Genomic DNA, 25,757 nt, shown 5'->3' on the forward strand with positions numbered 1-25,757 from the left:
TCCTCCCGGACGTGCCGGCGTCGGCCACTCCAGTCGCCCCCCTCGAGGAGAACCCAGATCGTGCCCATCGCCTTCCATCCAGACCCCGTGCCGGACGACGACGTCACCGGGAGCTCGACCGAGGAAGCCGATGCCGCGCAGAGCCCCGGCGCCCGCCGCCGTGACCCCCTGACCGAGCGGATCCTCGCGCGCGGCGACGCCTCCGTCTCGGCCGTCACCTACGACTCCACCACCGACGGCGACCAGTTCGACCTCGCCGACCGCCAGGCCCTGCGCCGCGTCGGCGGTCTGTCCACCGAGCTCGAGGACGTCACCGAGGTCGAGTACCGCCAGCTGCGCCTGGAGCGTGTGGTCCTGGCCGGGCTCTACACCTCCGGCAACCTCGAGGACGCCGAGAACAGCCTGCGCGAGCTCGCCGCGCTCGCCGAGACCGCGGGCTCCGAGGTGCTCGACGGCGTGCTGCAGCGCCGCGCCCACCCCGATCCCGCCACCTTCCTGGGCAAGGGCAAGGCCGCCGAGCTGGCCGAGGTGGTCGCCGAGGTGGGGGCGGACACCGTGATCGCCGACGGAGAGCTGGGCCCCGGTCAGCGTCGAGCCCTCGAGGACATCGTCAAGGTGAAGGTCATCGACCGCACCGCTCTGATCCTCGACATCTTCGCCCAGCACGCCAAGTCCCGCGAGGGCAAGGCCCAGGTGGAGCTGGCCCAGCTCGAGTACCTGCTTCCCCGCCTGCGCGGCTGGGGCGAGTCGATGTCCCGACAGGCCGGTGGCCGGGTGGCCGCCGGCGGTGCCGGCATGGGCTCGCGCGGCCCCGGTGAGACCAAGATCGAGCTGGACCGTCGGCGCATACGCGACCGCATGGCCAAGCTGCGCCGGGAGATCAAGGCGATGACCCCCGGTCGTCAGGCGCAGCGTGCCGACCGGCACCGCAACCAGGTGCCCTCCGTCGCGATCGCCGGCTACACCAACGCCGGCAAGTCCTCCCTGCTGAACCGGCTCACCGGGGCCGGGGTGCTGGTGGAGAACGCCCTGTTCGCCACCCTGGACCCGACGGTGCGCCGCTCCCAGACCCCGGACGGCCGCGAGTTCACCTACGCGGACACCGTGGGCTTCGTGCGCCACCTTCCCACCCAGCTGGTCGAGGCCTTCCGCTCCACCCTCGAGGAGGTGGGCGACGCGGACCTGCTGCTGCACGTGGTGGACGCCTCCCACCCCGATCCCGAGGGCCAGATCCGGGCCGTGCGCACGGTGCTGGGGGAGCTCGAGGGCTTCGACGTCCCGGAGATCGTGGTGCTGAACAAGGCCGACATCGCCGAGCCGGAGACCATCGCCCGGATCCGCAGCCTGGTCGACGACTCCGCGGTGGTCTCCGCCCGCACCGGTGAGGGCATCGAGGAGCTGCGCGAGCTGATCGCGCAGCGACTGCCCCGCCCGGCGGTCGAGGTCGACGTGGTGGTGCCGTACTCGCGCGGGGATCTCATCTCCCGGGTACACAGCACCGGTGAGGTGATCTCCGAGGAGCACCTGATGGAGGGCACCCACCTCAAGGCACGGGTCGACGAGGCCCTCGCCGCGGAGCTGCACGCCACCGCCTGAGGGGTGTCCCGCCGCCGGTGAGCCATCTGACCGCCCGTGGGACGCAGGGCCCCGCAGACCGGCCGAGCGGCCCGGGGCGCGCCTGGGCCGCCCCCGACGCACAGGCCGCTACCGTGGTCCGGTGCCCGCCGTCCACAGCTCCACCCCTTCGCCTCCCCGCGACTCGACCGGGGATGACCCGGCGCGCCTGGGAACACTGCTGGACGCGGCGATCACCGCGATCGGCGGCACCGCCCGCGAGGGGCAGCGGGCCATGGCCGAGGCCGTCGGCACCGCGATGGAGGGCGGCCGCCACCTGCTGGTCCAGGCCGGCACCGGCACCGGCAAGTCCCTGGCGTACCTGGTGCCCGCCCTGCTGCACGCCGTGACCTCGGGCCGACCGGTGGTGGTCTCCACCGCCACCATCGCCCTCCAGAACCAGATCGTGGCCAAGGACCTCCCGCGCCTGGTGGAGGCGCTGGCCCCGCACCTGCCGCGCACCCCCACCTACGCCCTGCTCAAGGGCCGTTCCAACTATGTGTGCCGCCACAAGCTGGACGGCGGCTACCCCGTGGACATCGACCCCGGTGCGCTGTTCGCCGAGGCCTCCGCGGATCCCGCCCGTGACGGCGGGGAGCGACTGGGGGAGCAGGTGCGCAGGCTGCGCGCCTGGGCGGAGGAGACCGACACCGGGGACCGCGACTCGCTGGAGACCCCGGTGTCGGACCGCGCCTGGCGCCAGGTCTCGGTGAGCGGGTCGCACTGCCTGGGCAGCAGCTGCCCCATGGCGAGCTCGTGCTTCGCCGAGCACAGCCGGGAGCTGGCACGGGAGGTGGACCTGGTGGTCACCAACCATGCCCTGCTGGCCATCGACGCCTTCGACGGCCACGGCATCATCCCCGACCACGACGTGGTGGTCTTCGACGAGGCCCACAGCCTCACCGGGAGCGTCACCACCGCCGTCACCGACGTGCTGACCCCGTCCCTGGTGCGGGGCACCGTGCGCGACCTGCGCGGCCTGGGCGTGGCCGCCACCGCTCTGGACGATGCGGGGGAGGAGCTGCGCGAGGCCCTCAGCCTGGTCAGTGACGGCCGCGTGATCGGGGACCTGCCCGAGCAGCTGGCCGACGCCGTCGAGCACCTGCGCACCGAGTCCCGGCAGGCCCACTCCGACGCCAAGGACGCCGGCGACGCGGACGTGGCCGGGACCGCCGGCTCCCGCAAGGCGGTGCGATCCAACCTCCAGCAGATCATCGACGTGTGCACGCGGCTGCTGGCACCGGAGGAGGACGACGTGGTCTCGGTCTCCCATTCCGGGGCCACCGGCCGGTCCAGCATCCAGGTGGCCCCGCTGAGCGTGGCCGGGGCGATGCGCGGTGCCGTCCTGGAGCACCGCACCGCGATCCTCACCTCCGCCACCCTCGCCCTGGGCGGGAGATTCGAACCTCCCGCGGGCGAGGTAGGGCTGGCACGCGCCGCCCGCACGGCGCCCGAGGAGATCCCGGCCCTGGAGGACCGCGGGGCGTGGGCCGGGCTGGACGTCGGCAGTCCCTTCGACTACCGCCGGCAGGGGATCCTGTACATCGCCCGGCACCTTCCGCCTCCCGGCAGGGAGGGCCCCTCGCTCGACATGCTGGACCACCTGACCGAACTGGTGGAGGCCTCCGCCGGCGGGGCGCTGTGCCTGTTCTCCTCCCGGCGCGGGGCGGAGCTCGCCGCAGAGCACGTACGGGCCCGGCTGGACCTCACCATCGGCGTGCAGGGGGAGGACTCCATCTCGAACCTGGTGCGGATCTTCCGCGAGGAGCAGGACTCCTGCCTGTTCGGGACGATCACCCTGTGGCAGGGGGTGGACGTGGTGGGGGACGCCTGCCGGCTGGTGACCATCGACCGGATCCCCTTCCCCCGCCCCGATGAGCCCCTCACCTCCGCTCGGCAGGAGCGGATCGCCTCACGCGGGGGCAACGGATTCATGTCGGTCTCGGCGCAGCATGCCGCGCTGCTGCTGGCACAGGGCTCCGGCCGCCTGATCCGCACCAAGGACGACCGGGGCATGGTCGCGGTGCTGGACCCCCGCCTGGCCACTGCCCGTTACGGGGGATTCCTGCGCGAGGCCATGCCACCGCTGTGGCCCACGAGCGACCCGCAGGTGGCGCTGGGCGCCCTGCGCCGCCTCGCCCAGACGGTCTGACCCGGCAGCAGCGCGCTCAGGCCGGCGCCTCCCGGTTCAGACGGCGCGCAGCACCGCCACCACCTTGCCGAGGATCTCGGCGTGATCGCCGAGGATCGGGGTGAAGGCAGGATTGTGCGGCATCAGCCACACGTGACCGTCGTGCTGGGCGAAGGTCTTCACAGTGGCCTCGCCGTCGAGCATCGCAGCCACGATCTCGCCCTTGTTCGCGACCGGCTGCTGGCGCACCACCACCCAGTCGCCGTCGCAGATCGCGGCGTCGATCATCGAATCGCCCACCACCTGCAGCAGGAACAGATCACCGTCGCCCACCAAGCGCGCCGGCAGGGGGAAGACGTCCTCCACCTGCTCCTCCGCCGTGATCGGCACGCCCGCCGCGATCCGGCCGACCAGTGGCACGGAGACGGCCTCGACCGATCGCGCGCTCTCCTCCTGGGCCGGGGCAGGGGCATCGTCCTCGCCGGGCATCACCACTTCCATCGCACGGGGACGCTTGGGGTCCCTGCGCAGGTAGCCCTTGCGCTCGAGCGCCTGCAGCTGATGGGACACGGAGGAGGAGGAGGTCAGCCCCACCGCATCGCCGATCTCCCGCATCGTGGGCGGGTAGCCGTGGGCCGAGATCGCGGCGGTGATGGTCTCCAGGATCCGGCGCTGGCGGCGGGTGAGGCTCGCGTGATCGCCCACAGGGGCGCTCTCGGGGCGGCGACTGGTGCTGGGCGACATCGGGCGGGCCTCCTGGCTTCGTTTGTCAGACCCTCACGGTTCCGTGGTCCTTGTCAGCCACAGTAGGCGGCGCGGAAGCGGATTCCAAACACATGTTCGATGTTTCCTCTTGCGTGTCGCGCCGATACCGGTCTACAGTCGCACACAGATTCGATCGAACAGGAGTTCGGAGATGCCCACCGATACCACCACGGTCCTGCCCTTCCCCCGCCGTGACAGCCGTGCGCAGCGCCCCGCTGATCGCTCGGGTGTTCGACTCGAGCTCACTTCGCGCGGCCGCGCACTGGTCACCGCCATCGCCTTCGTGCTCGGCCTTGTCGTCGCGGCCCTCGCGCTGCTGGTCTTCGACGTTCCCGCAGCGCTGGCGGGCGCGGGTCAGGAGCAGCACATCACAGTCACCGTCGAGGCCGGTGACACCCTGTGGGACCTCGCCGAGCAGCATGCTCCCGAAGGCGTGGGCCAGCAGGAGTACATCGCGCAGGTGCGCGCCATGAACCATCTGCCCACCGGTCGGGTCACTGCCGGTCAGCAGCTGGATCTGCCCGTCGGGGAGGGCGTGGAGCGCTGATCCGGGCCCGGCGGCGGGCTGCTCCCGGTAGTCTTGACGGGTGCACTGCCCGTTCTGCCGCCACCCCGACTCCCGGGTCGTGGACTCCCGCACGTCCGATGACGGGGCCACCATCCGCCGCCGCCGGCAGTGCCCCGAGTGCGGTCGGCGCTTCTCCACCGCCGAGACGGCGTCCCTGTCGGTCCTCAAGCGCTCCGGTGTGAGCGAGCCGTTCAGCCGCGCGAAGGTGATCTCGGGGGTGCGCAAGGCGTGCCAGGGCCGGCCCGTCAGCGATGATCAGCTGGCCATGCTCGCGCAGCGCGTCGAGGAGGACATCCGCTCCAGCGGCCAGGCCGAGATCGATGCGCATGACGTGGGCCTGGCGATCCTCCAGCCCCTGCAGGAGCTGGATCTGGTGGCCTACATGCGCTTCGCGAGCGTCTACCAGTCCTTCGACTCGCTGTCCGATTTCGAGGCTGCGATCACCCGTCTGCGCGAGGAGTCCGGCGGGCCCCACGAGGCCGCTCAGGACGGCTCCCACGGCCCGGTTCGCACCGAGTTGTGAATTGGTGCGAAGCACCCCTCATGTGTGCGTAAGATACTGCTCGTGCGCTCGCGCAGCGCACCCAGATCAGCGGTCGTGGAGGGGAAGCCACGGCCGCTGATCGCTTGTCCGCGCCCCTGCCTCCGCCGAGGCCTGTCCTGCCTCCGCCGGGGCTCGTTCCGTTGAGCTCCGGGGCTGACCCCGGCGCACACCGGTGCTCAGTCCCCGGACATCCCGTCGGGCAGAGGTCGGGCGTGCACCACACCCAGATGCTGGGTGGGGCGGGTCATCGCGACGTACAGGTCCCCGGCACCATGCCCCTCCACCAGTTCGGCAGGTTCGACCACCACCACGGCGTCGAACTCCAGGCCCTTGGCGTCCTGTGCCGTCATCACCGCGATCTCGTCGTCCACGCCCGAGGAGCCGGATCCCACCGGGGGCAGGCCCCCGATGCTGCGCAGCTGCTCGAGCACCGCGGTGAGCCGGTGCTCTGAGGAGATCACCGCGATCCGGCCGATGCTCGAGGCGTGCAGCTCGCGCACCTCGTGCGCGGCGGCCTCCGCCAGGTGGGCGTCGTCGGTGTGCTCGATCCGGGGATCGCGGTCCCCCTCCCGTACGGAGCTGACCTCCGTGATCGGAAGGTCGTATGACTGGGCCACTTCTGCGGCCCTGTCCATGATCCGCCGGGGAGTGCGGTAGTTGACGGTGAGGTGCTCCACCTGCAGTCGGTCCTGCACGTACGGCGCCAGGGCGGCCTCCCAGGAGCCGGGGCCAGCGGCCGAGGAGGTCTGGGCGACGTCGCCCACCACGGTGAACGACTTGGTGGGGCAGCGCCGCATCAGGGCGCGCCAGCTCATGGCCGAATGCTCCTGCGCCTCGTCCACCACGACATGGCCGTACGTCCACGCACGCTCGCCGGCAGCCCGTTCGGCGAGGGTGCGGCCGTCGCGGATCCGACCGACGTGCTCGGCGAGGTCCTCGGCCCGGATGATCCCGGAGGTGTCGATGTTCTCCAGCACGGCGCGCGCATAGGAGACGTCGGCCTCCTTCTTCTGTGCCTGCTCCTTGGCGCGCGCCTCCTCCGGCGCGGAGTCGTCGCCCAGGATCTCCGCCACCTCGTCCAGCAGAGGGATGTCCTCCACTGTCCAGGGGGAGTCCTTGGGCCGCACCAGGACGTCGACGTGAGGAGCGAGGGAACGGGGAGCCGCTGCCCGCAGGCGCTCCGGCCGTGACAGCAGGATGCGCAGGAAGCCCTGGGGGGTGTACGGGAGCCAGGCCAGATTGAGCTCGCGGCGCACATCGGGGTGGTGCAGCAGGTCCGAGAGCAGCTCCGGGCGGTCCTCCGGGACCACGGTGCGCCCGGCGGCCCGCAGGGCGTTCTCGTACCGGTCGGCCAGGCGGCTTGCGGCGGCTCGGACGAACACGGCGCGGGCGGCGTTGTGCGGCTTGTGGGAGGCTCGCGCCTCACGCCGGGCGGAGCGCACGTCCTCGCGCGTGAGCGTGATGCCGGTGCCGTCGATGCGCAGGGGGACGTCGCGCTCCGGCACCAGCTGGCGCTGCTTGACGGCGCGCGAGAGCAGCTCCGCCATCGCGGCGTCGCCCTTGATGCGCGCCACTTCGTCGCTGTCGTGCAGTGCGGTCTGCACACCGGGGAAGAGCTCGCCGGGAGTCAGCATCACCACGCCGGACTCGCCGAGGCTGGGCAGGACCCGTTCGATGTACCGCAGGAAGCCCTGGGTGGGGGCCATGATCAGCACGCCCGTGTGCTCCAGCCGCCGGCGGTGCGTGTAGAGCAGGTAGGCGGCCCGGTGGAGCGCGACGGCGGTCTTGCCCGTGCCTGGACCGCCCTGGACCACCAGCACGCCCCGGTTCCCGGAGCGGATGATGCGGTCCTGCTCGCCCTGGATGGTCGCGACGATGTCGCCCATGCGGCCGGTGCGCTGGCCGGACACGGCCGCCAGCAGGGCCCCCTCGCCCTGCAGCACGATGTCGTCGCTCTCCTCCAGCACGGACGGATCGAGCACGTCGTCCTCGAGGCCGATCACGCTGCGGCCTCGGCTGATCAGGTGGCGCCGCAACCGCACCCCGAGTCGTTCGTTGCTGGTGGCCTGGTAGAAGGCGGCGGCAGCGGGGGCGCGCCAGTCCACCAGCAGCTGTTCGCGCTCGGGGGTGAACAGGCCGATGCGACCGATGTAGCGCCGGGCGGCCTCGTCGGTGTCCAGCCGCCCGAACACGACGTTCTGGCTGACGGAGCGCAGCAGGGCCAGACGGTCCTCGTACAGGGCAGCGAACGCGTCCCGCTCCGAGCGGTTCTGGTGGGTGGAGGCGTGCTGCGAGGCCTGCACCTTCTCGAGGTTGTCCTGCACCTGGCCGATCTGCTCGTCCAGCCTGTCGTAGAGCTGGTCCGCGTAGTCCTGCTCGCGTGCGATCTCCCGGGCGATCTGCCCCTCAGCGTCGTCCACGTACCCGGTCCCCCTGGGGTTGCCTCGTCTTGCGTGCCCGTACCGCTCGGACACCCGGTCGGAGGAGCACGGTGATCCATTATGGTGGACGGGCCCGGCTGTGTGTGGCACCCGGGGCGTTCACGGGCTGAGGAGGTGCCGATGCGAGACCCGCGCGACCTGTACAGCTTCGAGTCCATGGATGTGCTGGCGGCCGTTCCACGTGAGGGCCTGATGCTGGTGCACGCCCTGCCCGGACTGGTCGATGCCGGCAACTCCTGCCGCATCGCTGCCACGTACCTCCGCGATCAGCTGCGGCACATGAAGCTGGTCTCCTTCGACATCGACGAGCTGCTCGACTACCGCGGCTCTCGCCCCCAGGCGGTGTTCGACGGGCTCTCCTACACCTCGGTGGACATCCCCTCCCTCTCGCTGACGCTGATGTACGACGAGGCGGACCGTCCCTTCCTGTTCCTGGACGGCCCGGAGCCGGATCTGCAGTGGAAGCGCTTCGGCCAAGCCGTGATCGACCTGGTGGAGTACTTCGAGGTGGAACGGGTGGTGGGGATGCAGGCCGTGCCGATGGCGGTGCCGCACACCCGCCCCATCGGGCTGTTCGCCCACGCCAACGATCCATCGCTGCTCGCGGGCGAGGGCAGGGAGGACGGGGTGGGAGCCCCGGACCGGTCGGTCGGGCAGGGGGAGGCCCCGGCCGGGTCCAGCTCCCCCCCTGCCGGAGGCGGGCCCGACCAGCCGTCCGAGGGCGCGGAGATCGTGGTCCCCGCCTCCTTCGGTGCCCTGCTGGAGTTCGAGCTCGGACGCAGCGGTCACCCCGCGATGGGGTACGCGGCGCAGATCCCTCACTACCTGACCCGCACGGACTTCCCCGCCGGCGCGCTCGCGCTGCTGCGCAGGATCAGCGACGCCACCGGCCTGGAGCTGCCCCTGGTGGACCTGGGTGATCTGACCGATGCCGCCACCGGCGCTCTGCAGGCCACGCTGGCTCAGAACGCCGAGGTGAGGCAGATCGTCACCGCCCTCGAGGAGCAGTACGACACCATGCGGGAGGACCAGGACGGCTCGCCGATGGCCACCACCATGGACCTGCCCACGGCCGACGAGATCGGCGATCACTTCGAGCGCTTCCTGGCGGACCAGGACGTCGAAGGGCCGGACGACCCGCGTCGGCTCTGAGTCCCGCCCCGCCCCCGGGCCCATGGTCCTTAGGGAGCTCGTGACTGCCTCGGGCAGCACTGTTCGTTACCCCTTCGTGATCCGCGGTTCGATCCCCCTCTGTGAACCGGGCCACGGCCGTGACACAATGGCGGTGTTGCGGGGATGCAGTTCCAGCAGGACAGTCCGTCATGGGGCCTCGGCCCCGAACGGCGCACCTGATGCCACCCGCCATCCGGCGGCGAACGGCTTCTCGCGGCACCACGGTCGCATCGGCGACCGATGATGGACGACACAGGAAGTAGACAGGTATGGCACAGGGCTCGGTCAAGTGGTTCAACTCCGAGAAGGGCTACGGCTTCATCGAGATCGACGGAGGCGGCGCTGACGTCTTCGTCCACCACAGCAAGATCGACATGGACGGCTACCGCTCCCTCGATGAGGGGCAGCGCGTCGAGTTCGAGGTCTCCCAGGGCGACAAGGGCCCGCAGGCAGAGCAGGTCCGTCCTCTCTGACCGGACCTGGAACCGGATCTTCAAGCGGACCGGGCAGAAGCGATCGCTCCTGCCCGGTCCGCCGTCATGTAGGACTGTGCCGCACTCGCCCGGCCCGGCGCAGCGCCTCGACCTGCTGCGGTCGGGCCAGGCGCACGGAGACGGGGTCGGAGCGCAGCGCCCGATCGATGCCCTCGGGCAGGGGGCGCGAGGAGGCCACCAGCACGCAGTTGCCCCTGCGCTTGCCGGACAGGTGTGCGGGCTCGGCGATCGCTGATACGTGCTCGAACACGGTGGACAGCGTCGCCACCTCGTCGGCCATCAGCCCGGAACCCGGGGGAGCGGCACAGTTGGCGAGGTAGATGCCGCCGTCCTTCAGCACCCGCGCCGCGTGCGTGCAGGCGTCGGCGGTGAGCAGTGAGTCGGGGGTGGTGCTGCCGGCGAACACGTCACGCACCAGGACGTCGAACCGGTCCTCCCGCCACGCCGTGAGCGCGCTGAGCGCGTCGTCGATGCGGATCCTCAGCTGGGGTGAGCGGGGGAGGTCGAACCATTCCCGCGCCCGCTCGGCCAGCTGACCGTCGATCTCCACCACGATGTGCCGGCTGCCGGGATGCGCGGCTGCGACAGCGCGGGGGAGCGCGCAGCCGGCCCCGCCCAGGTGCGCGAGCTGCGGTGCCGTCCCGGAGATCTGCTGCAGGTGCAGGTCGATCACCAGCTGCATCCAGCGCATGTACTCGAAGACCAGGTGCCTGGGATCGGGATGCAGGTGTGAGGAGGGGACCCCGTTGACCTCGAGGAGCAGGGATCCGTCCTGCTCCTGGGTGAGTCGCGCGGCCCCGGTGGAGATGGGCAGGGCCACGCCCAGCTGCGGCAGGTGCCCGAAGACGGAGCTGGAGCTGCTGTGGGTGCGTTCACGGCGGGCCATCGCTCCACTCTAGGTCCCTCCCCACTGCAGGTCCCTCCCCACTGCAGGTCCCTCCCCACTGCAGGTCCCTCCCCACTGCAGGTCCCTCCCACTGCAGGTTCCTCCCCACTGCAGGTTCCTCCCCACTGCAGGTTCCTCCCCACTGCAGGTCCATCCACTCCCGATCAGGTGGGGCTTCGTTCGTCGGTGCCCGTTCCTACGGTGGGTTCACCCGGTGAGGAGAAGCACGGAGAGCAACGAACAGGAAGGAGCCGCCATGACCGCCCCCACGATCACCCCCGCCCGCATCCGTCTGGCCCGTCTCGATGAGGACCTCGCGGGGCTGGGTCGTGCCCGCTGGCTGCTCGCCGAGGGGGAGCGGCTCGCTGCTGAGCACCCGCGGGAGGCATTCGAGCTCGTGCACCGGGCAGCGCTGCGAGGCGCCGGGGTGCTGGTGCAGCGGGCCAACCGCGATCGCCGCCGGCGGCTCCCGCTGAACGTCTGGACGGCACTGGAGCGGCTGGGAGGGGACGCCGCGTCGCGCTCCGAGCAGATGGCCCCGATGGTGGCCGAGCGCGCGCGTCTGGAGCGCAGCCTCGACGCGCTCCCGGATCCGGTGCTGCTGCGTCGCCACATCGAGCTCACCGCCCTGCACCTGTCCGCGGTATCGGAGGCCCTGCTGGAGGGCATGCCGCAGCAGGTGGTGGCCCTGGCCGGATAGTGCGGCCGGTACAGTCGAGCTCATCTGCCCCCTGATCCCCACCTGCTCTGCCGAGGAGGTCTCGATGACCATGCAGGTCCCGGGTGCCGCGCCGGATCCGGAGATCCCCGGCATCCTGCACCTGGACATGGACGCCTTCTTCGCCTCGGTGGAGATCCGGGACGATCCTTCCCTGCGGGGACTCCCGGTGGTGGTGGGCGGGGCCGGAGCTCGCGGTGTGGTGGCCGCTGCCAGCTACCCGGCGCGGGCACGGGGGATCCGTTCGGCCATGCCCATGGCCACCGCCCGTCGCCTCGCCCCGGATCTGGTGATCGTCCCCGGGCGCATCCATCGCTACCGCGAGGTCTCCCGCCAGGTGATGGACCTGCTGCGGGACGTGGTGGCCGATGTCGAGCAGATCAGCGTGGACGAGGCGTTCCTGGACGCCCGCCCGGCCAGGCGGCTGTTCGGGCCTCCCGAGGAGATCGCAGGCCTGCTGCGCAGGCGGATCCGAGAGGAGCTGGGGCTGCCCAGCTCGGTGGGCGGCTCCGTGTCCCGGGCAGTGGCGAAGATCGCCTCCGCCCGCGCCAAGCCCGACGGCATGCTCATCGTCCCCGCGGAGAGCACCGCGGCATTCCTGGCGCCGCTGCCGGTATCGGTGATCTCGGGCATCGGGCCCACGGCCGTGAAGGCGCTGGAGCGCATCGGCGTGCACACCGTCGGCGACGTGCGCGACGTCCCTGTCTCGACCCTCGCCCGCGCCATCGGCCCCCAGGCGCTCCAGGTGATGCGGGTGGCCGATGGCAGTGACCGCACCGGCCTGGGACATCGGGTGCGCGACAAGTCCCTGGGCACCGAGCGCACCTGGGACGAGGACCTCACCGATCCGCACGAGGTGCGCCGCCGCATCACGGTGATGGCCGACGACGTGGCCCGGCAACTGCGCCGCTCCGGGTTCGTGGCCCGCACCGTGGTCCTCAAGCTGCGCTCGCCCGACGGCGCCACCATCACCCGCTCGGCCACGATGGACCAGCCCACCTCCAGCGGCGAGCGCCTGCGCGAGCACGTGGTGGCACTGTGGGAACGGGAGAGCACGCGCATGCCGCGGGTGCGACTGGCCGGGGTGCGGGCCACGCAGCTGGCATCAGCCGGGCCGGGCGGGGAGCCCCGGGAGCTGACCGGGCGTTCGGCCGGCTGGCAGGACCTCGAGGCCGCCATGGATCGCGCCCGTGACCGGTTCGGCGCCTCCAGCCTGGCTCGCGGCTCCACGTTGCGCCCGGAGGGGGCGGGTCCGGCGGTGCGGTCCGGCCCCGGGGATCGTGAGGTTCCCATTCCCAGGGGCGACGCCTAAACTAGGGGGACCGCCGATGACGGCCGCCGTCCGGGATCGAGCGGGGAGGCGCCCAGGAGCGCGGAGCACGGGGACAAGGAGCGGGATCATGCCGCTGTCGGAGCACGAGCAGAAAATGCTCGATGAGATGGAACGTCAGCTCTTCGCCGACGATCCTCGCCTTGCGCGCGCCTTCTCGCCGTCGCGAAGCCCCCGCCGCAACGGCCGCCGCATCGCGATCGGCCTGGGCGGGGTGGTGCTGGGCCTGCTGGTGCTGGTCCTCGCGGTGGCCCTGCCGGCCGTGTGGCTCGGCGTGATCGCCTTCATCGGCATGCTGGCCGGGGCGGTGTATGCGGTGACCTCCCCGACGAACTCCAACGATGGGGACGGCCCCGGGGACTCCGGCGGCACCCGCCCCACCACCCAGGGCCCCTGGACAACGGCGGCACCTTCATGAAGAAGATGGAGGACCGCTGGGAGAAGCGCTCGGGGACGACTCCCGGTTCTGACCACGGCCGTCGGACCCGTGCCCCGGCGGATGCCCGCCCTGCTGACGCCCGGCTCCTAGGAGCCGGGGCTTCTTCGTGTCCAGCCGCCTCCCTCCGCCGGTTCCCCACCCTTCTCCGCCCGGTTCTCCACCTCCCTCCACCGGGCCCCTCCCTTTCCCTCCACCACCTCCTCCCCGGTGCACCCCCGCGCAGCACGACGCGGCAGGGCCTTCGAACCGAAAGCTCCTGACCTGCACTGATGATGCCGCCCGGCGGTTGCGGTGCGGGGCTCGTCTGTGATGTCCGAGGCGATGGAACCACCTCGGGTGCTGCGGGAGCGCTCCACGTCGCCGATTTTCCCCCCACCTCACACCACTGCTATGACCAGCAGTGATGTGCGCCATGGGGGGCGAATCGGCGCCAGGGGTAGCGCGATGTGGGGCGGAGTGGGGTAAAGTGGAGCGCGTTGGGAGGAGATGGTTCCGCACTTCCCGTCCATGCAGGTGAGAGGGGGTCGAGATGTTCCTCGGCACCTTCACGCCCAAGCTGGACGAGAAGGGGCGCCTGATCTTCCCGGCGAAGTTCCGTGACGAGCTCGCCACGGGACTGGTGATGACTCGAGGCCAGGAGCACTGCATTGCGGTGTACCCGATCGCCGAGTTCCGCCAGAAGCTCGATGAGGCCCGTCGGGCGCCCACCACCGATCAGCGCACGCGTGACTACCTGCGCGTGCTGCTCTCCGGCGCGGAGGACGTCATCCCCGACAAGCAGGGCCGCATCACCATCCCGAGCCACCTGCGCTCCTACGCGGGCCTGGACCGGGAATGCGCCGTCATCGGCGCGCTGGACCGGCTCGAGATCTGGTCCCTCCCGGCCTGGGAGACCTACCTCGAGCAGAAGGAGGAGGGCTTCGCCCAGACCGCCGAGGAGGTGGTCCCGGGCCTGTTCTGACGGACATCCGTCCTGTGAGACCTCTCGTCGTTCCCGCCCCGACGCTACTTCCCCGGTGGCGGGTCGGGAACGACGGGGAATCTGGCTGGACGGCCCCGACGACATCACCCATCGACACACAGCACAGGACCGACACCGCAGCACCGGGGAGGGGGCACGATGGACCGCACACCGCAGCGGGGCGACACCGGCAGCGCCGCGCCCGCCGAGGAGCGACACGTCCCCGTCCTCCTCGACACCACCGTGGACCTGCTCACCCCCGCCCTGCAGAGCCCCGGCTCGGTGTACGTCGATGCGACGCTGGGGATGGGCGGGCACGCCGGCGCCGTCCTCGCCGCCGCCCCCGCCGCGCGCCTGGTGGGAATCGACCGCGATCCCCTGGCCCTGGACCTGGCCCGGGAACGGCTCACCCGCGCCGGGTTCGCGGACCGCCTCACCCTGGTGCACGCCACCTATGACGAGATCCCCGAGGTCCTCGCCGACCTCGGTCTCGACAGTGCCGACGCGGTGATGATGGACCTGGGCGTCTCCAGCTTCCAGATCGACACCGCCGATCGCGGGTTCTCCTACGTCGCCGATGCCCCGCTGGACATGCGCATGGACCCCTCCTCCGGGGGGCCCACCGCGGCCGATCTGCTGCGCGACCTGCCCGAGGCGGAGATCTCCCGCATCCTCCACCAGTACGGCGACGAGCGCTTCGCCCGTCGGATCGCACGGCGCATCGTCGAGCAGCGCGAGCACGCCCCGCTCACCCGCAGCGGCGAACTGGTCACCCTGCTGGACCGTGCCGTCCCTGCCGCCTCGAAGGCCAGCGGTGGCCACCCCGCCAAGCGCTCCTTCCAGGCGCTGCGGATCGCGGTCAACGACGAGCTGCGGATCCTCGCGAGCGCTCTCGAGGGTGCGCTGGACAGCGTGCGCCTGGGCGGCCGGATCGTCGTGGAGTCCTACCACTCAGGTGAGGACCGCCTGGTCAAGAGTGCTTTCGCGCGTCGTACCCGCTCCTCGGCCCCACCCGGCCTGCCGGTCGAGCTGGAGGAGCACCGCCCCACCTTCACCTCTCTCGTGCGCGGCGCGGTCCAGGCCGGGCCCGCCGAGCGCGAGACCAATCCCCGCGCGGGCTCCGTCCGCCTGCGCGCACTGACCCGCACCCGCATCGTAGAAGGAGCCTCGTGACATGGCCTCCACCTCCGCCATCCGCTCCGTCGCCGTCCGGCCCGTTCGCTCCGCGCGGCCGGCCGGCTGGTCCACCCCGCGCCTGACCGTCCTGGCCCGACCGAAGGCCGCCGGCAGCGCCATGCCGTTCACGCTGCTGTGCACCGCGATCGTGGTCGCGACACTGGCTGCTCTGCTCTACCTGAACATCCAGATGTCCGACACCAGCTACGAGATCAACCGCCTGCAGATCCAGTCCCAGCGACTGACCGAGGAGCAGCAGGCACTGATGGCCACAGACGAGCGTCTGGGCACCCCCCAGGAGCTGGAGCGACAGGCCCGCGAGCTGGGGATGGTGCCGGTGACCGATCCCGCCTACATCGACCTGGACACCCGCACCGTGCTCTCCGACACCGTCGATGCCGAGGCACCCGCACCTCCGGAACTCGCCGAGGTTCCGGCGGAGCAGGCCGTGCCGCCCGCGCAGATCTACGATCAGCCCCAGGCGTATCACGGCATGGGCAACGAGGGAGCCTGAGCAGATGGCGGACGACCGCAGCAGGAAGCGCAGCCCCCGCGGCGCGGGGAGGACCCGCGCGCCCCGGGGCTCCTTCCGCGTCCCCACGGCCCGGGTGGGCAGCCCCGCCGTCCGCCACCGCCTGCTGCTGACGCTGATCATGGTGGCGGTGATGGCACTGTCCGGTCGACTGATCTGGGTGCAGGGACTGGACGCCAGTGCCCGCGCGGAGGAAGCGGTCAAGCAGCGCACCGTCACCCGCACCATCCCCGCTCTGCGCGGTGACATCCTGGACCGCAACGGCACCGTGCTGGCCAGCTCCCAGGAGCGCTACGACCTGTGGGTCAACCAGCTGCAGGTCGACACCTACCTGGAGAACTCCACGACGGCGGAGGTCACGGGCATCCCGGCGGCAGCCCAGAAGCTCGCCCCCGTGCTGGGCTGGAGCGTGACCGAGACCGAGGAGGCGCTCACCGGCGATCGCGGCTTCATGTACCTGGAGAAGAACGTCGACCCCGCGGTGCGGGACGCCGCCCTGGCCCTGAAGATCCCCGGCATCGGCGCGGACCGGGTGGCCCAGCGCATCTACCCGGCCGGTTCCGTGGGCGGGAACGTGCTGGGCTTCGTGGGATCCGACGGCACCGCCCTGGCCGGTACCGAGCTCACCTACGACGACCAGCTCAGCGGTACCGACGGCACCACCACCTACGAGCGCGGCGCCCAGGGCCAGATCATCCCCACCGGTCGGCAGGAGACCACCCAGGCCGTCGACGGCCGTGACCTCGTCCTCACCATCGACCGGGACCTGCAGTGGAAGGCGCAGCAGGTCGCCGCGAGCGCAGCTGACAGCTGGGGTGCCACCGGCGCCAGTGCGGTGGTCCTGAACGCCCGCACCGGCGAGGTGCTGGCCCTGGCCGACTACCCCACCTACGACCCCAACGCCCCGGGCGAGGCACCCGAGGAGAACCGCGGCAACCGCTCCATCTCCAACGTGTTCGAGCCGGGCTCCACCGGCAAGGTGTTCACCGTCGCGGCGGCCCTCGAGGAGGGCACCGTCACCCTGGACTCGCAGTACGAGGTGCCGTACACCATGAACTTCGAGGGCCATCGCATCAAGGACGCGCTCACCCACGAGGATCAGCGGCTCACGCTCGCCGGGGTGCTGAAGAACAGCTCCAACGTCGGCACCGTGCAGATCTCCGAGACCCTCCCACCCTCGGTGCGCTACGACTATCTGAAGGCGTTCGGCCTGGGGGAGCCCACCGGCGTGGGTCTGCCCGGTGAGTCCGCCGGCGTGGTCCACCCCGCCTCGCAGTGGACCGGCCGCACCCGGTACACGACGGCCTTCGGCCAGGGCTACTCCGTCAACGCTCTGCAGATGACCTCGGCGGTGGGCACCTTCGCGAACGACGGAGTGCGGGTGCAGCCGCGGATCGTCGCCGGCACCCGGGAGGACGACGGCAGCATCCGACCGATGGGGGAGCCCGAGTCCACCCGCGTGGTCTCCTCCGAGACCGCCGCCACCATGACCGAGCTGATGGACAACGTGGTCGAGGACGGCGTCTCCGGCGCGAGCGTGCCCGGGTACGCGGTGGCCGGCAAGACCGGCACCGCGCAGGTCCCCGGTGGCACCTACACCGCCTCCTTCATCGGCTTCGCCCCCGCGGACGACCCGGAGATCGTGATCGGCGTGTTCGTGTTCGGCCTGAACAGCTTCATCTCGGGCGGCCGGGCTGCAGCACCCGCCTTCTCCGAGCTGATGACCTTCACCCTCCAGCACCAGGGCATCCCTCCCACCGGCAAGCCCGCACGCGTGCTCGAGAACGAGTGGTGACCGGCCCCGTGTCCGCAGTCCCCGCTCCCGAGCCCGCTCGTCCTCGCCGTCGAGCCGGGGTGAGCGTCGGTGCGCTCGCCGCGGAGCTCGGCGCAGCACCGCCGCCGTCCCTGACCGACCTCGAGGCCACCGTCTCCGGGGTCACCCTCGACTCCCGCGGCGTCGAGGCGGGGGATCTGTGGTGCGCCCTGCCAGGTGCCAATGCCCACGGCGCCGACTACGTCGAGCAGGCCGTCTCCCGCGGGGCCGTCCTCGCGCTGACCGACGACGCCGGCGCGGAGGCCTGCGCGCGGGCCGGGCTGCCCGCCCTGGTGGTCGAAAACCCGCGTCGGGAGACCGCCACCGCCGCCGCTGTGGTCTACGGAAGACCGGCGCAGCACCTGCGCACGATCGGCGTGACCGGCACCAACGGGAAGACCTCGGTCACCACGATGGTGCACCGCACCCTGCTGGCGCTGGGCCGCCCCAGCGGCATGGTCGGCACCAGCGGCACCGAGTACCGCGACGCGACCGGCACCGATCATGCGATCGCCACCGTGCGCACCACTCCCGAGGCGCCCGAGCTGCACGGCATCCTGGCCCGGATGCTGGAGGACGACGTCGAGGCCTGCTCCATGGAGATCTCCTCCCACGCCCTGGTGCTCCACCGCGCGGACGAGGTCGTGGCCGACGTCGCCTGCTTCACCAACCTCTCGCAGGACCACCTCGACTTCCATCCCACGATGGAGGACTACTTCGCGGCCAAGGCCCTGCTGTTCACCCCGGAGCACTCCCGGCGCGGCGTGGTGTGCGTGGACGACGAGTGGGGCAGGCGCCTGGCCCACCGGGCCCAGGTGCCCGTGACCACGTACGCCACCCTCCCCGGCATCGAGGCGGACCATGTCGCGCGGGAGATCCTCCCCGATGACTACGGCAGCGTGTTCACCGTCGTCGGGAAGCAGGGCGCCCCGGCGCAGCGGCGCCTGCGCGCGGCACTGCCCGGCCGCCACTACGTCGCCAACACCCTCGCGGCCGTCCTGCTGCTGGAGGCCATCGGGGTGAGCGGTCCGGAGGTGGACGCCGCCCTCGGCACCGCCGGCACCGTCCCCGGCCGGATGGAGCCCGTGGCCCTCGCCCCGGTGCGCGGAGTGGTCGACTACTCGCACACCCCCGATGCGCTCGAGAAGGCGCTGACCACACTGCGCTCCGTCCCCGGCACCCGCCGCGTGATCTGCGTGATGGGCGCCGGTGGCGACCGCGACCGCACCAAGCGCCCGCTCATGGGGGAGGTCGCCGCCCGGTTGGCCGACGTGGTGATCATCACCGACGACAACCCCCGCACCGAGGACCCCGCCGCGATCAGGGCAGCAGTGCGCTCCGGCATCCCGGATGCGACGAACGCCGAGGTCCACGAGGTGGACGGCCGGGGCAGCGCCATCGAGCTGGCCGCCTCCCTGGCGGACGTGGGCGACACCATCCTCGTCTCCGGCAAGGGAGCCGAGACCGGGCAGGACATCGGGGGTATCGTCCACCCGTTCGATGATCGCCTCCGCCTGCGCGACGCCCTCGCCGCGCGGCCCGGACCGGGCGACCCCCAGGCTGACGGAGGACACTGACCATGCTCGCCATCACTGCGCACGACATCGCTCGCCTCGTCGGCGGCACCCTGGTGGGCGGCGCCACCGGTGAGGAGCGGGTGACCGGTGAGGCCCGCATCGATTCGCGCACCGTGACCGAGGGCGATCTGTTCGCCGCCTTCGAGGGCGAGACGGTCGACGGCCACGACTTCCTCGCCGCAGCCGTCGCCGACGGCGCCGCGCTGTGCCTGGTCTCCCGACAGACGGCCGAGGACATCCCGGCCGTCCTGGTCGACGACGTGCAGCGCGCCCTGTCGGACCTGGCCCGCGCCCAACTGGAGCAGGCACGCCGGGAGAACCCGCAGCTGCGGGTGCTCGCGATCACCGGCAGCGCCGGGAAGACGGGCACCAAGGACCTGCTCGGGGTGGCCCTCGGCGATCTCGGCCCCACGATCGCCCCCGTCGGCAGCTTCAACAACGAGCTGGGCCTGCCGCTGACGGTGCTGCGCCTTGACGAGCACACCCGCTTCCTGGTGCTGGAGATGGGAGCCCGTGGACCGGGCCATATCGCCCACCTGACCGACATCGCCCGCCCCGACATCGCCGTGGTGCTCAACGTGGGCTCCGCCCACCTCGGAGAGTTCGGCTCCGTCGAGGGCATCGCCCGGGCCAAGGCCGAACTGGTCCGGTCGCTGTCCCCCGAGGGGCGAGCCGTGCTGAACGCCGAGGATCCCCGGGTGGCCGCCATGGCGCAACTCACCGAGGCCCCGGCGGTCACCTGGGGGCTCGACCGGGGCGACGTGCGCGCCACGGACCTGCGGCTCGACGACGACGCCCGCGTGAGCTTCACCCTGCAGGTCCCGGAGGGCCTCACCCGACCGGACGGTTCGGACATTCCCGCCGGATCCTTCGAGGTGCGCCCCGATCTGCTGGGGGAGCACCAGGCCGCCAACGCGATCGCCGCCCTCACCGCGGCGATCCTCGCCGGGGTCGAGCCCGCTGCCGCCGCGGCCTCCCTCCAGGGAGTGCGTCTGGCCTCCGGGCAGCGGATGGAGGCCCGGCGCGCCGGCGATGTGCTGGTGATCGACGACGCCTACAACGCCAACCCCGACTCGATGCGCCTGGCGCTGAAGACCCTCGCGCACCTCGGGCGCGGCCACCGCACCATCGCCGTGCTGGGCGAGATGCTCGAGCTGGGCGAGGAGTCGGTGCGCCTGCACGACGAGATCGGGCGCCTGGTGGTGAGGCTGAACATCGGTCTGCTGATCGTCGTGGGGCAGGGCGCGGCCCCCCTCCACCACGGGGCCAGCCTCGAGGGCAGCTTCGGTGGGGAGTCCATGCAGGTGGCCGACGTCGAAGAGGCCCTGGCTGTGCTAGAACGGACCCTGGCGCCCGGCGATGTGGTGCTGCTGAAGTCGTCCCGCGACGCAGGCCTGCGCCAGCTCGCACGGCCTCTGATCGCGCACCTGGAACGACGCGCGGACCGTGCCCGGCACCAGGACGGAGGAGCACACGCATGATCCCGATCCTCATCGCGGGGGGCACCGCCCTGGTGCTGGCGATCTTCGGCACCCCCCTGTACATCCGGGTCCTCGTCAAGCGCGGGTACGGCCAGTTCATCCGCGATGACGGCCCCACCTCCCACGCCACCAAGCGAGGCACGCCCACCATGGGCGGCGTCGCCATCATCCTGGCCACGATCCTCGCCTACGGCATCGCCCACCTGGCCGTGTGGGAGCCCCCCAGCATCTCCGTGCTGCTGGTGCTGTTCCTGATGGTGGGCCTGGGCGTGGTGGGCTTCCTGGACGACTACCTGAAGATCTCCCAGCAGCGCAGCCTGGGCCTGCGGCCCCGCGCCAAGCTGCTGGGTCAGTTCGTGGTGGCCACGGCCTTCGCCGTGATGGCGCTGCTGTTCCGGGACGAGTCCGGCCTCACCCCGGCCTCCACGAACATCTCCTTCGTGCGGGACGTGCCCTGGCTGGACCTCGCCTTCGGCGGCAGCGTCGCGGGCTTCATCCTCTTCGCGGTCTGGGCGAACTTCCTGGTGGCGGCCTGGTCCAACGGCGTGAACCTCACCGATGGCCTGGACGGCCTGGCCTCCGGCGCCACCATCATCTTCACTGCCGCCTACCTGGTGATCTCCTTCTGGCAGTGGCGGCAGGTGTGCAACGTGGACCTCGCCGCTGGCGGCACGGTCAACTGCTACGACGCCCGCGACCCGCTGGACACCGCCGTGCTGTGCGCGGCGATGATCGGTGCCTGCGTGGGCTTCCTGTGGTGGAACACCTCCCCGGCGAAGATCTTCATGGGCGACACCGGGTCCCTGGCCCTGGGCGGCGCGATCGCCGGCCTCACCATCGTCTCGCGCACCCAGATCCTGGGCGCCGTGATCGGCGGCCTGTTCGTGGCCATCTCGCTGTCCGTGATCATCCAGGTGGCCAGCTTCAAGACCACCGGCAAGCGCGTGTTCCGGATGGCCCCCCTCCAGCACCACTTCGAACTCAAGGGCTGGAACGAGGTCACCATCGTGGTCCGCTTCTGGATCGTGGCCGGGATCCTCGCGGGCCTCGGCCTGGGCCTGTTCTACCTCGACGCCCTGCCGAGGCTCACCTCATGACCACGCCCCCGGCCGGTCCCACGTCCGGCCCGGCCCATGGTCTCCCGGCCGAGCAGCGGGCCTGGCCGGGCATGGACGTGGCCGGGCTGCGCATCCTGGTGACCGGCTTCGGCGTCTCCGGCTACGCGGTCGCGGACCAGACCATGCAGCGCGGTGCCCGGGTGCTGGTGGTCGACAGCGCCGACACCCCCGAGAACCGGGAGAAGGCCCGGATCCTTCAGGTGCTGGGTGTCGAGGTGCGCCTCGGGGCCGAGCACACCGGCTCCCTCCCCGCCGACCGTGAGGTGGACCTGGTGGTCACCTCACCCGGCTGGCGGCCCGAGCAGCCCCTGCTGGTCCAGGCCCAGCAGGCCGGGATCCCCGTGTGGGGCGAGGTCGAGCTGGCTCGCCGCATGCAGGCGGCCGACGGGCCCGCCTGGCTCGGCATCACCGGCACCAACGGCAAGACCACCGCGGTCACCATGCTGGAGTCGATCCTCCAGCACGCCGGCCTGCGCGCCGTGGCCTGCGGCAACGTGGGCCTGCCGGTGATCGAGGCGGCGCTGGACCCGGAGGGCTTCGACGTGCTGGCCGTGGAGCTGTCCAGCTTCCAGCTGCACCGCACCGAGCACCTGGACTGCCAGGCCGCCGCAGTGCTCAACGTGAGCGACGACCACCTGGACTGGCACGGCAGCGCCCCTGCCTACGCCGCCGCGAAGGGTCGCATCTACGAGGGCGTCGAGCGCGCCTGCGTGTACAGCGTCGCCGACCCCACCACTCGTCGCCTGGTCGAACAGGCCGACGTCCTCGAGGGCGCCCGCGCCATCGGCATCACCCTGGGCTCCCCGGGGCCCTCCGAGCTCGGCGTGGTCGACGGGATGCTGGTGGACCGCGCCTTCGTCCCCGATCGGCACCGGCAGGCGGCCGAGCTCGCCACCCTCGAGGACCTCGCCCACCTGGGTCCCCACGGCGCCGGCCCGCACATCGTGCTGGATGCCCTGGCCGCCGCGGCCCTGGCCCGCGCCCACGGTGTCGAGCAGGCGGCCGTGCGCGACGGCCTGCGCGCGTACCGCATCGGCCGCCACCGCGCTGAACTGGTGGCCCGCATCGACGAGGTCGCCTGGGTGGACGACACCAAGGCCACCAACCCCGCCGCAGCCCGCGCCTCCCTCGCCACTGCCGAGCGCGTGGTGTGGATCGCCGGAGGCGACACCAAGGGTGCTGACATCGACTCCCTGGTCCAGGCCGTCGCCGGCCGGCTGGCCGGCTGCGTGCTGCTGGGCACCGATCCCGCCCCGTTCGCCGAGGCGCTGGGGCGACACGCCCCTGACCTCCCCGTGGTGCGCGTGGATCCGGGTGACACTGGCGATGTCGCCGGGCGCTCCCGGCTGATGGAGGAGGCGGTGCAGGCCGCCCGCTCCCTCGCCTCGGCGGGGGACGTGGTGATGCTGGCACCGGCCGCAGCCTCGATCGACCAGTTCCGCAACTACGCGGAACGGGGGGAGCTGTTCGCCGCGGCCGTGGAACGACTGGCAGGAGCGAACGGATGACGATGCAGGAGACCCGCCGGTCCACCCGGGTCGTCCGCCCCGAGGAGGAGAACCCCCTCGGTGACGTCGGCTCCCGCCTGCGCGCCGGGGTGGGCAACTGGCTGAAGTCACCGGCCCTGGACTTCTACGCCCTGATCGTGCTGGGCACCCTGCTGGTGGGCGTGGGCCTGATGATGGTGCTCTCCTCCACCGCGGTGCTGAACATCTCCCGCGGCCAGTCCGGCTTCGCGGGACTGCTGCGTCAGGGCACCTTCGCGGGCCTGGGGCTGGCGTCCCTGCTGGTGGCCGCCTCGATTCCGCCGGGCTTCTACCGCAAGGCCGCCTGGCCGCTGCTGATGCTGGGCCTGGCCCTGCAGACCCTCGTGCACACGCCGCTCGGCGTCGACGTCGACGGCAACCGCAACTGGATCCGCATCGGGTCCCAGACCCTGCAGCCCTCGGAGTTCCTCAAGCTGGCCCTGGCCGTGTGGCTGGGCGCCCTGCTGGCCATCAAGCGGCCGTTGCTGCACCGGCCCGCCCACCTGCTGTTCCCCCTGGTCCCCGGGGTCCTCGCCGCGCTGGGCCTGGTGGTGCTGGGGCGCGACCTGGGCACCACGCTGGTGATGTGCCTGCTGGTGGCCGGTTCGCTGTGGGTGGCCGGCGTGCCCCGGCGCTGGTTCGCCGCCGGTGGAGCTCTCGGCCTCATCGGCGTCGTCGCCCTCACCATCACCAGCGGCAACCGCATGGGCCGTATCAACTGCTGGCTCAAGGGCGAGTGCGTCGGTGGCACCGGCTACCAGTCCGAGCAGGGCCTGATGGGGCTGGCCGAGGGCGGCTGGTGGGGTGTGGGCCCCGGTGAGTCCCGCCAGAAGTGGGGGCGCCTGCCCGCCGCGGAGGACGATTACATCTTCGCGGTCCTGGGGGAGGAGTTCGGCCTGGCCGGCACCCTGGGCGTGCTGTTCCTGTTCGCCGTGCTGGCCCTGGTGATGTTCCGTATGATCACCCGCACCGACGACGTGTTCCGCCAGATCACCATCGCCGGCATCGCCTCCTGGATCCTGGGGCAGGCCTTTGTCAACATGATGGTGGTGACGGGCCTGATGCCCGTGATCGGTGTCCCGCTGCCGTTCATCTCCTCCGGCGGCTCCGCCCTGCTGGCGTCCATGACGGCGCTGGGCGTGCTGCTGTCCTTCGCCCGCAGCGAGCCGGGTGCGCGCGAGGCCATCACCGCCCGCGTGGGCGCGGTGCGCAGCTCCGTGAGCGTGCTGCCCGCTCCGCGCGGCGGCTCCACCGGCGATTCGCGCCCCCCCCGCCGTTCTCGACGGCGCGCGCGCACGGCTCAGGGGCGGAGCCGACGATGAGCGGATCACCCAGCGGTCCCGACGCGGTCCGTGACCCTCGCGCCGCACGCGCCCCCCGGGTCCTGCTGGCCGGAGGGGGCAGCGCCGGCCACGTCTCCCCGTTGCTGGCCACCGCCGCGCGCATCCGTGAGCAGGCGCCCCAGGCCCAGATCGTGGTGCTCGGCACCGCTTCCGGGCTCGAGGCCGATCTGGTGCCGGCCGCCGGCTTCGAGCTGGTGACCATCGAGAAGGTGCCCTTCCCGCGGCGACCCGGTGGCGCTGCCGTCCGCTTCCCGGCGCGGCTGGCGGGGAGCGTGCGGGAGGTGCGCGCCCTGCTGCGCGACCGCGGCATCGACGTGGTGGTGGGCTTCGGCGGGTACGTGTGCCCTCCCGCCTACCTCGCCGCCGCCGCCTCCCGCATCCCCCTGGTGGTCCATGAGGCGAATCGCCGCCCGGGCCTGGCCAACCGCCTCGGAGCGGTGCGCGCCGCCGCCGTGCTCACGGCTCTGGACGGCACCCGCCTGCGGGGCGCCCGCCGCATCGGCATGCCGATGCGCGAGGGCATCGCGCACCTGGATCGCGCGGCCCGCCGCGACGGGGCGGTGCAGGAGTTCGGCCTCGATCCGGCACGCCCGGTGCTGCTGGTCACCGGCGGCTCCCTGGGCGCGCAGCGCCTGAACGGCGCCGTCTGCGAGGCCGCCCCCGCTTTCCTGGAGGCCGGTGCCCAGATCCTGCACATCACCGGCCGCGGCAAGGCCGAGGACCTCACCCCGCGTCCCGGCTACCGGGTGGTGGAGTACGTGCGGGCCATGGAGGACGCCTACGCCGCCGCGGATCTCGCCCTGACCCGCTCGGGCGCCGGGACCGTGTGCGAGCTGACCGCCGTGGGGCTGCCCGCCGTGCTGGTGCCCCTTCCGATCGGCAACGGCGAGCAGGCGCTGAACGGCCAGGACGTGGTCAGCGCCGGTGGGGCGCTGATGATCGAGGATGCGCAGATCACCGCATCGCGCCTGGTGGAACAGGTGCTGCCGCTGCTGCTGGACCAGGAGCGACGCGCAGCCATGGCCGCGGCCTCCCGCCGCTTCGGCATCCCCGATGCCGCCGAACGACTCGCCGAGATCGTGATCGGTGCCGCACGGGAGCCTGGCCGCCGGTTGTGACCCCGGCCG

22 protein-coding genes are annotated in these 25,757 nt (G+C 72.0%); 19 read left to right on the plus strand and 3 right to left on the minus strand.

Annotation, left to right across the window (positions count from 1 at the left end):
• Positions 1-60 precede the first annotated feature (60 nt).
• Complete coding sequence (gene hflX / locus IOE58_RS09205) at positions 61-1,596, plus strand: GTPase HflX (protein ID WP_193866099.1); 1,536 nt, start codon at positions 61-63, stop codon at positions 1,594-1,596.
• 253 nt (positions 1,597-1,849) lie between these two features.
• Positions 1,850-3,766 carry an ATP-dependent DNA helicase gene (locus tag IOE58_RS09210; protein WP_431831698.1) on the plus strand — a complete coding sequence of 639 codons (1,917 nt, stop codon included), beginning with the start codon at positions 1,850-1,852 and terminating at the stop codon, positions 3,764-3,766.
• A gap of 36 nt (positions 3,767-3,802) precedes the next feature.
• Here the strand turns inward: IOE58_RS09210 and lexA are convergent, their stop codons facing one another.
• The gene (gene lexA / locus IOE58_RS09215) at positions 3,803-4,489 is read right to left on the minus strand and encodes a transcriptional repressor LexA (RefSeq protein WP_193866101.1); all 687 of its coding nucleotides are present in this window, start codon (positions 4,487-4,489) and stop codon (positions 3,803-3,805) included.
• Between the two features lie 172 nt (positions 4,490-4,661).
• On the opposite strand from lexA, the gene IOE58_RS09220 reads away from it, so the two are divergent.
• A complete protein-coding gene (locus IOE58_RS09220) occupies positions 4,662-5,057 on the plus strand; it encodes a LysM peptidoglycan-binding domain-containing protein (protein WP_193866102.1) in 396 nt (131 codons plus the stop codon).
• Positions 5,058-5,097: 40 nt separating this feature from the next.
• Positions 5,098-5,601 (plus strand): transcriptional regulator NrdR, encoded by a 504-nt coding sequence (gene nrdR / locus IOE58_RS09225; RefSeq protein WP_193866103.1) that lies wholly within the window; start codon positions 5,098-5,100, stop codon positions 5,599-5,601.
• Positions 5,602-5,798: 197 nt separating this feature from the next.
• Here nrdR and IOE58_RS09230 read toward each other — a convergent pair whose 3' ends face one another.
• Complete coding sequence (locus IOE58_RS09230) at positions 5,799-8,042, minus strand: HelD family protein (protein ID WP_193866104.1); 2,244 nt, start codon at positions 8,040-8,042, stop codon at positions 5,799-5,801.
• A 141-nt stretch (positions 8,043-8,183) separates the two neighbouring features.
• Here IOE58_RS09230 and IOE58_RS09235 point away from each other — a divergent pair, with 141 nt between their 5' ends.
• Both IOE58_RS09235 and IOE58_RS09240 read left to right on the plus strand, forming a co-directional pair.
• Complete coding sequence (locus tag IOE58_RS09235) at positions 8,184-9,215, plus strand: proteasome assembly chaperone family protein (RefSeq protein ID WP_193866105.1); 1,032 nt, start codon at positions 8,184-8,186, stop codon at positions 9,213-9,215.
• Between the two features lie 290 nt (positions 9,216-9,505).
• A complete protein-coding gene (locus tag IOE58_RS09240; RefSeq protein ID WP_193866106.1) occupies positions 9,506-9,709 on the plus strand; it encodes a cold-shock protein in 204 nt (67 codons plus the stop codon).
• Between the two features lie 64 nt (positions 9,710-9,773).
• On the opposite strand, the gene IOE58_RS09245 is transcribed toward IOE58_RS09240, so the two are convergent.
• Positions 9,774-10,616 (minus strand): spermidine synthase, encoded by an 843-nt coding sequence (locus IOE58_RS09245; protein ID WP_193866107.1) that lies wholly within the window; start codon positions 10,614-10,616, stop codon positions 9,774-9,776.
• 256 nt (positions 10,617-10,872) lie between these two features.
• Between IOE58_RS09245 and IOE58_RS09250 the strand changes: the two genes are divergently transcribed.
• The 13 genes from IOE58_RS09250 (at position 10,873) to murG (ending at position 25,748) form a co-directional block, all read left to right on the plus strand.
• Entirely contained in the window at positions 10,873-11,316 is a 444-nt protein-coding gene (locus IOE58_RS09250) for an SAV_6107 family HEPN domain-containing protein (protein WP_193866108.1), read from the plus strand.
• A gap of 64 nt (positions 11,317-11,380) precedes the next feature.
• Entirely contained in the window at positions 11,381-12,646 is a 1,266-nt protein-coding gene (gene dinB / locus IOE58_RS09255; RefSeq protein ID WP_228019503.1) for a DNA polymerase IV, read from the plus strand.
• Between the two features lie 88 nt (positions 12,647-12,734).
• On the plus strand, positions 12,735-13,082 hold the full coding sequence (locus IOE58_RS09260; RefSeq protein ID WP_228019506.1) for a DUF3040 domain-containing protein: 348 nt from the start codon (positions 12,735-12,737) through the stop codon (positions 13,080-13,082).
• Positions 13,083-13,632: 550 nt separating this feature from the next.
• On the plus strand, positions 13,633-14,064 hold the full coding sequence (gene mraZ / locus IOE58_RS09265; RefSeq protein WP_193866109.1) for a division/cell wall cluster transcriptional repressor MraZ: 432 nt from the start codon (positions 13,633-13,635) through the stop codon (positions 14,062-14,064).
• 159 nt (positions 14,065-14,223) lie between these two features.
• Entirely contained in the window at positions 14,224-15,237 is a 1,014-nt protein-coding gene (gene rsmH, locus IOE58_RS09270; RefSeq protein WP_193866110.1) for a 16S rRNA (cytosine(1402)-N(4))-methyltransferase RsmH, read from the plus strand.
• A 1-nt stretch (position 15,238) separates the two neighbouring features.
• Positions 15,239-15,754 carry a cell division protein FtsL gene (locus tag IOE58_RS09275; RefSeq protein ID WP_193866111.1) on the plus strand — a complete coding sequence of 172 codons (516 nt, stop codon included), beginning with the start codon at positions 15,239-15,241 and terminating at the stop codon, positions 15,752-15,754.
• Between the two features lie 4 nt (positions 15,755-15,758).
• The gene (locus tag IOE58_RS09280; protein ID WP_193866112.1) at positions 15,759-17,567 is read left to right on the plus strand and encodes a peptidoglycan D,D-transpeptidase FtsI family protein; all 1,809 of its coding nucleotides are present in this window, start codon (positions 15,759-15,761) and stop codon (positions 17,565-17,567) included.
• Positions 17,564-19,162 (plus strand): UDP-N-acetylmuramoyl-L-alanyl-D-glutamate--2,6-diaminopimelate ligase, encoded by a 1,599-nt coding sequence (locus IOE58_RS09285; RefSeq protein WP_348981934.1) that lies wholly within the window; start codon positions 17,564-17,566, stop codon positions 19,160-19,162. The genes IOE58_RS09280 and IOE58_RS09285 overlap by 4 nt, the downstream gene beginning before the upstream one ends.
• A 2-nt stretch (positions 19,163-19,164) precedes the next feature.
• On the plus strand, positions 19,165-20,643 hold the full coding sequence (locus IOE58_RS09290) for a UDP-N-acetylmuramoyl-tripeptide--D-alanyl-D-alanine ligase (RefSeq protein WP_193866114.1): 1,479 nt from the start codon (positions 19,165-19,167) through the stop codon (positions 20,641-20,643).
• Entirely contained in the window at positions 20,640-21,740 is a 1,101-nt protein-coding gene (mraY, locus tag IOE58_RS09295) for a phospho-N-acetylmuramoyl-pentapeptide-transferase (protein WP_193866115.1), read from the plus strand. Before IOE58_RS09290 ends, mraY begins: the two co-directional genes overlap by 4 nt.
• Positions 21,737-23,269, plus strand: a complete 1,533-nt coding sequence (gene murD / locus IOE58_RS09300; protein WP_193866116.1) for a UDP-N-acetylmuramoyl-L-alanine--D-glutamate ligase — start codon at positions 21,737-21,739, stop codon at positions 23,267-23,269. The genes mraY and murD overlap by 4 nt, the downstream gene beginning before the upstream one ends.
• A complete protein-coding gene (locus IOE58_RS09305) occupies positions 23,266-24,609 on the plus strand; it encodes an FtsW/RodA/SpoVE family cell cycle protein (protein ID WP_193866117.1) in 1,344 nt (447 codons plus the stop codon). Before murD ends, IOE58_RS09305 begins: the two co-directional genes overlap by 4 nt.
• Positions 24,606-25,748: an undecaprenyldiphospho-muramoylpentapeptide beta-N-acetylglucosaminyltransferase gene (murG, locus tag IOE58_RS09310; RefSeq protein ID WP_193866118.1), complete on the plus strand. Its 1,143-nt coding sequence runs from the start codon at positions 24,606-24,608 to the stop codon at positions 25,746-25,748. Before IOE58_RS09305 ends, murG begins: the two co-directional genes overlap by 4 nt.
• The last annotated feature ends 9 nt before the right edge of the window (positions 25,749-25,757 follow it).

This window comes from Brachybacterium epidermidis (assembly GCF_015209585.1).
Lineage (GTDB): Bacteria > Actinomycetota > Actinomycetes > Actinomycetales > Dermabacteraceae > Brachybacterium > Brachybacterium epidermidis.

Excerpts from the sequence above, each read along its gene's own strand:
- IOE58_RS09210 (WP_431831698.1), top strand. The coding sequence starts at position 1,850 with ATGGCCGAGGCCGTCGGCACCGCGATGGAGGGCGGCCGCCACCTGCTG.
- lexA (WP_193866101.1), bottom strand. The coding sequence starts at position 4,489 with ATGTCGCCCAGCACCAGTCGCCGCCCCGAGAGCGCCCCTGTGGGCGAT.
- IOE58_RS09220 (WP_193866102.1), top strand. The coding sequence starts at position 4,662 with ATGCCCACCGATACCACCACGGTCCTGCCCTTCCCCCGCCGTGACAGC.
- IOE58_RS09235 (WP_193866105.1), top strand. The coding sequence starts at position 8,184 with ATGCGAGACCCGCGCGACCTGTACAGCTTCGAGTCCATGGATGTGCTG.
- IOE58_RS09240 (WP_193866106.1), top strand. The coding sequence starts at position 9,506 with ATGGCACAGGGCTCGGTCAAGTGGTTCAACTCCGAGAAGGGCTACGGC.
- IOE58_RS09245 (WP_193866107.1), bottom strand. The coding sequence starts at position 10,616 with ATGGCCCGCCGTGAACGCACCCACAGCAGCTCCAGCTCCGTCTTCGGG.
- IOE58_RS09250 (WP_193866108.1), top strand. The coding sequence starts at position 10,873 with ATGACCGCCCCCACGATCACCCCCGCCCGCATCCGTCTGGCCCGTCTC.
- dinB (WP_228019503.1), top strand. The coding sequence starts at position 11,381 with ATGACCATGCAGGTCCCGGGTGCCGCGCCGGATCCGGAGATCCCCGGC.
- IOE58_RS09260 (WP_228019506.1), top strand. The coding sequence starts at position 12,735 with ATGCCGCTGTCGGAGCACGAGCAGAAAATGCTCGATGAGATGGAACGT.
- mraZ (WP_193866109.1), top strand. The coding sequence starts at position 13,633 with ATGTTCCTCGGCACCTTCACGCCCAAGCTGGACGAGAAGGGGCGCCTG.
- rsmH (WP_193866110.1), top strand. The coding sequence starts at position 14,224 with ATGGACCGCACACCGCAGCGGGGCGACACCGGCAGCGCCGCGCCCGCC.
- IOE58_RS09275 (WP_193866111.1), top strand. The coding sequence starts at position 15,239 with ATGGCCTCCACCTCCGCCATCCGCTCCGTCGCCGTCCGGCCCGTTCGC.
- IOE58_RS09280 (WP_193866112.1), top strand. The coding sequence starts at position 15,759 with ATGGCGGACGACCGCAGCAGGAAGCGCAGCCCCCGCGGCGCGGGGAGG.
- IOE58_RS09290 (WP_193866114.1), top strand. The coding sequence starts at position 19,165 with ATGCTCGCCATCACTGCGCACGACATCGCTCGCCTCGTCGGCGGCACC.
- mraY (WP_193866115.1), top strand. The coding sequence starts at position 20,640 with ATGATCCCGATCCTCATCGCGGGGGGCACCGCCCTGGTGCTGGCGATC.
- murD (WP_193866116.1), top strand. The coding sequence starts at position 21,737 with ATGACCACGCCCCCGGCCGGTCCCACGTCCGGCCCGGCCCATGGTCTC.
- IOE58_RS09305 (WP_193866117.1), top strand. The coding sequence starts at position 23,266 with ATGACGATGCAGGAGACCCGCCGGTCCACCCGGGTCGTCCGCCCCGAG.
- murG (WP_193866118.1), top strand. The coding sequence starts at position 24,606 with ATGAGCGGATCACCCAGCGGTCCCGACGCGGTCCGTGACCCTCGCGCC.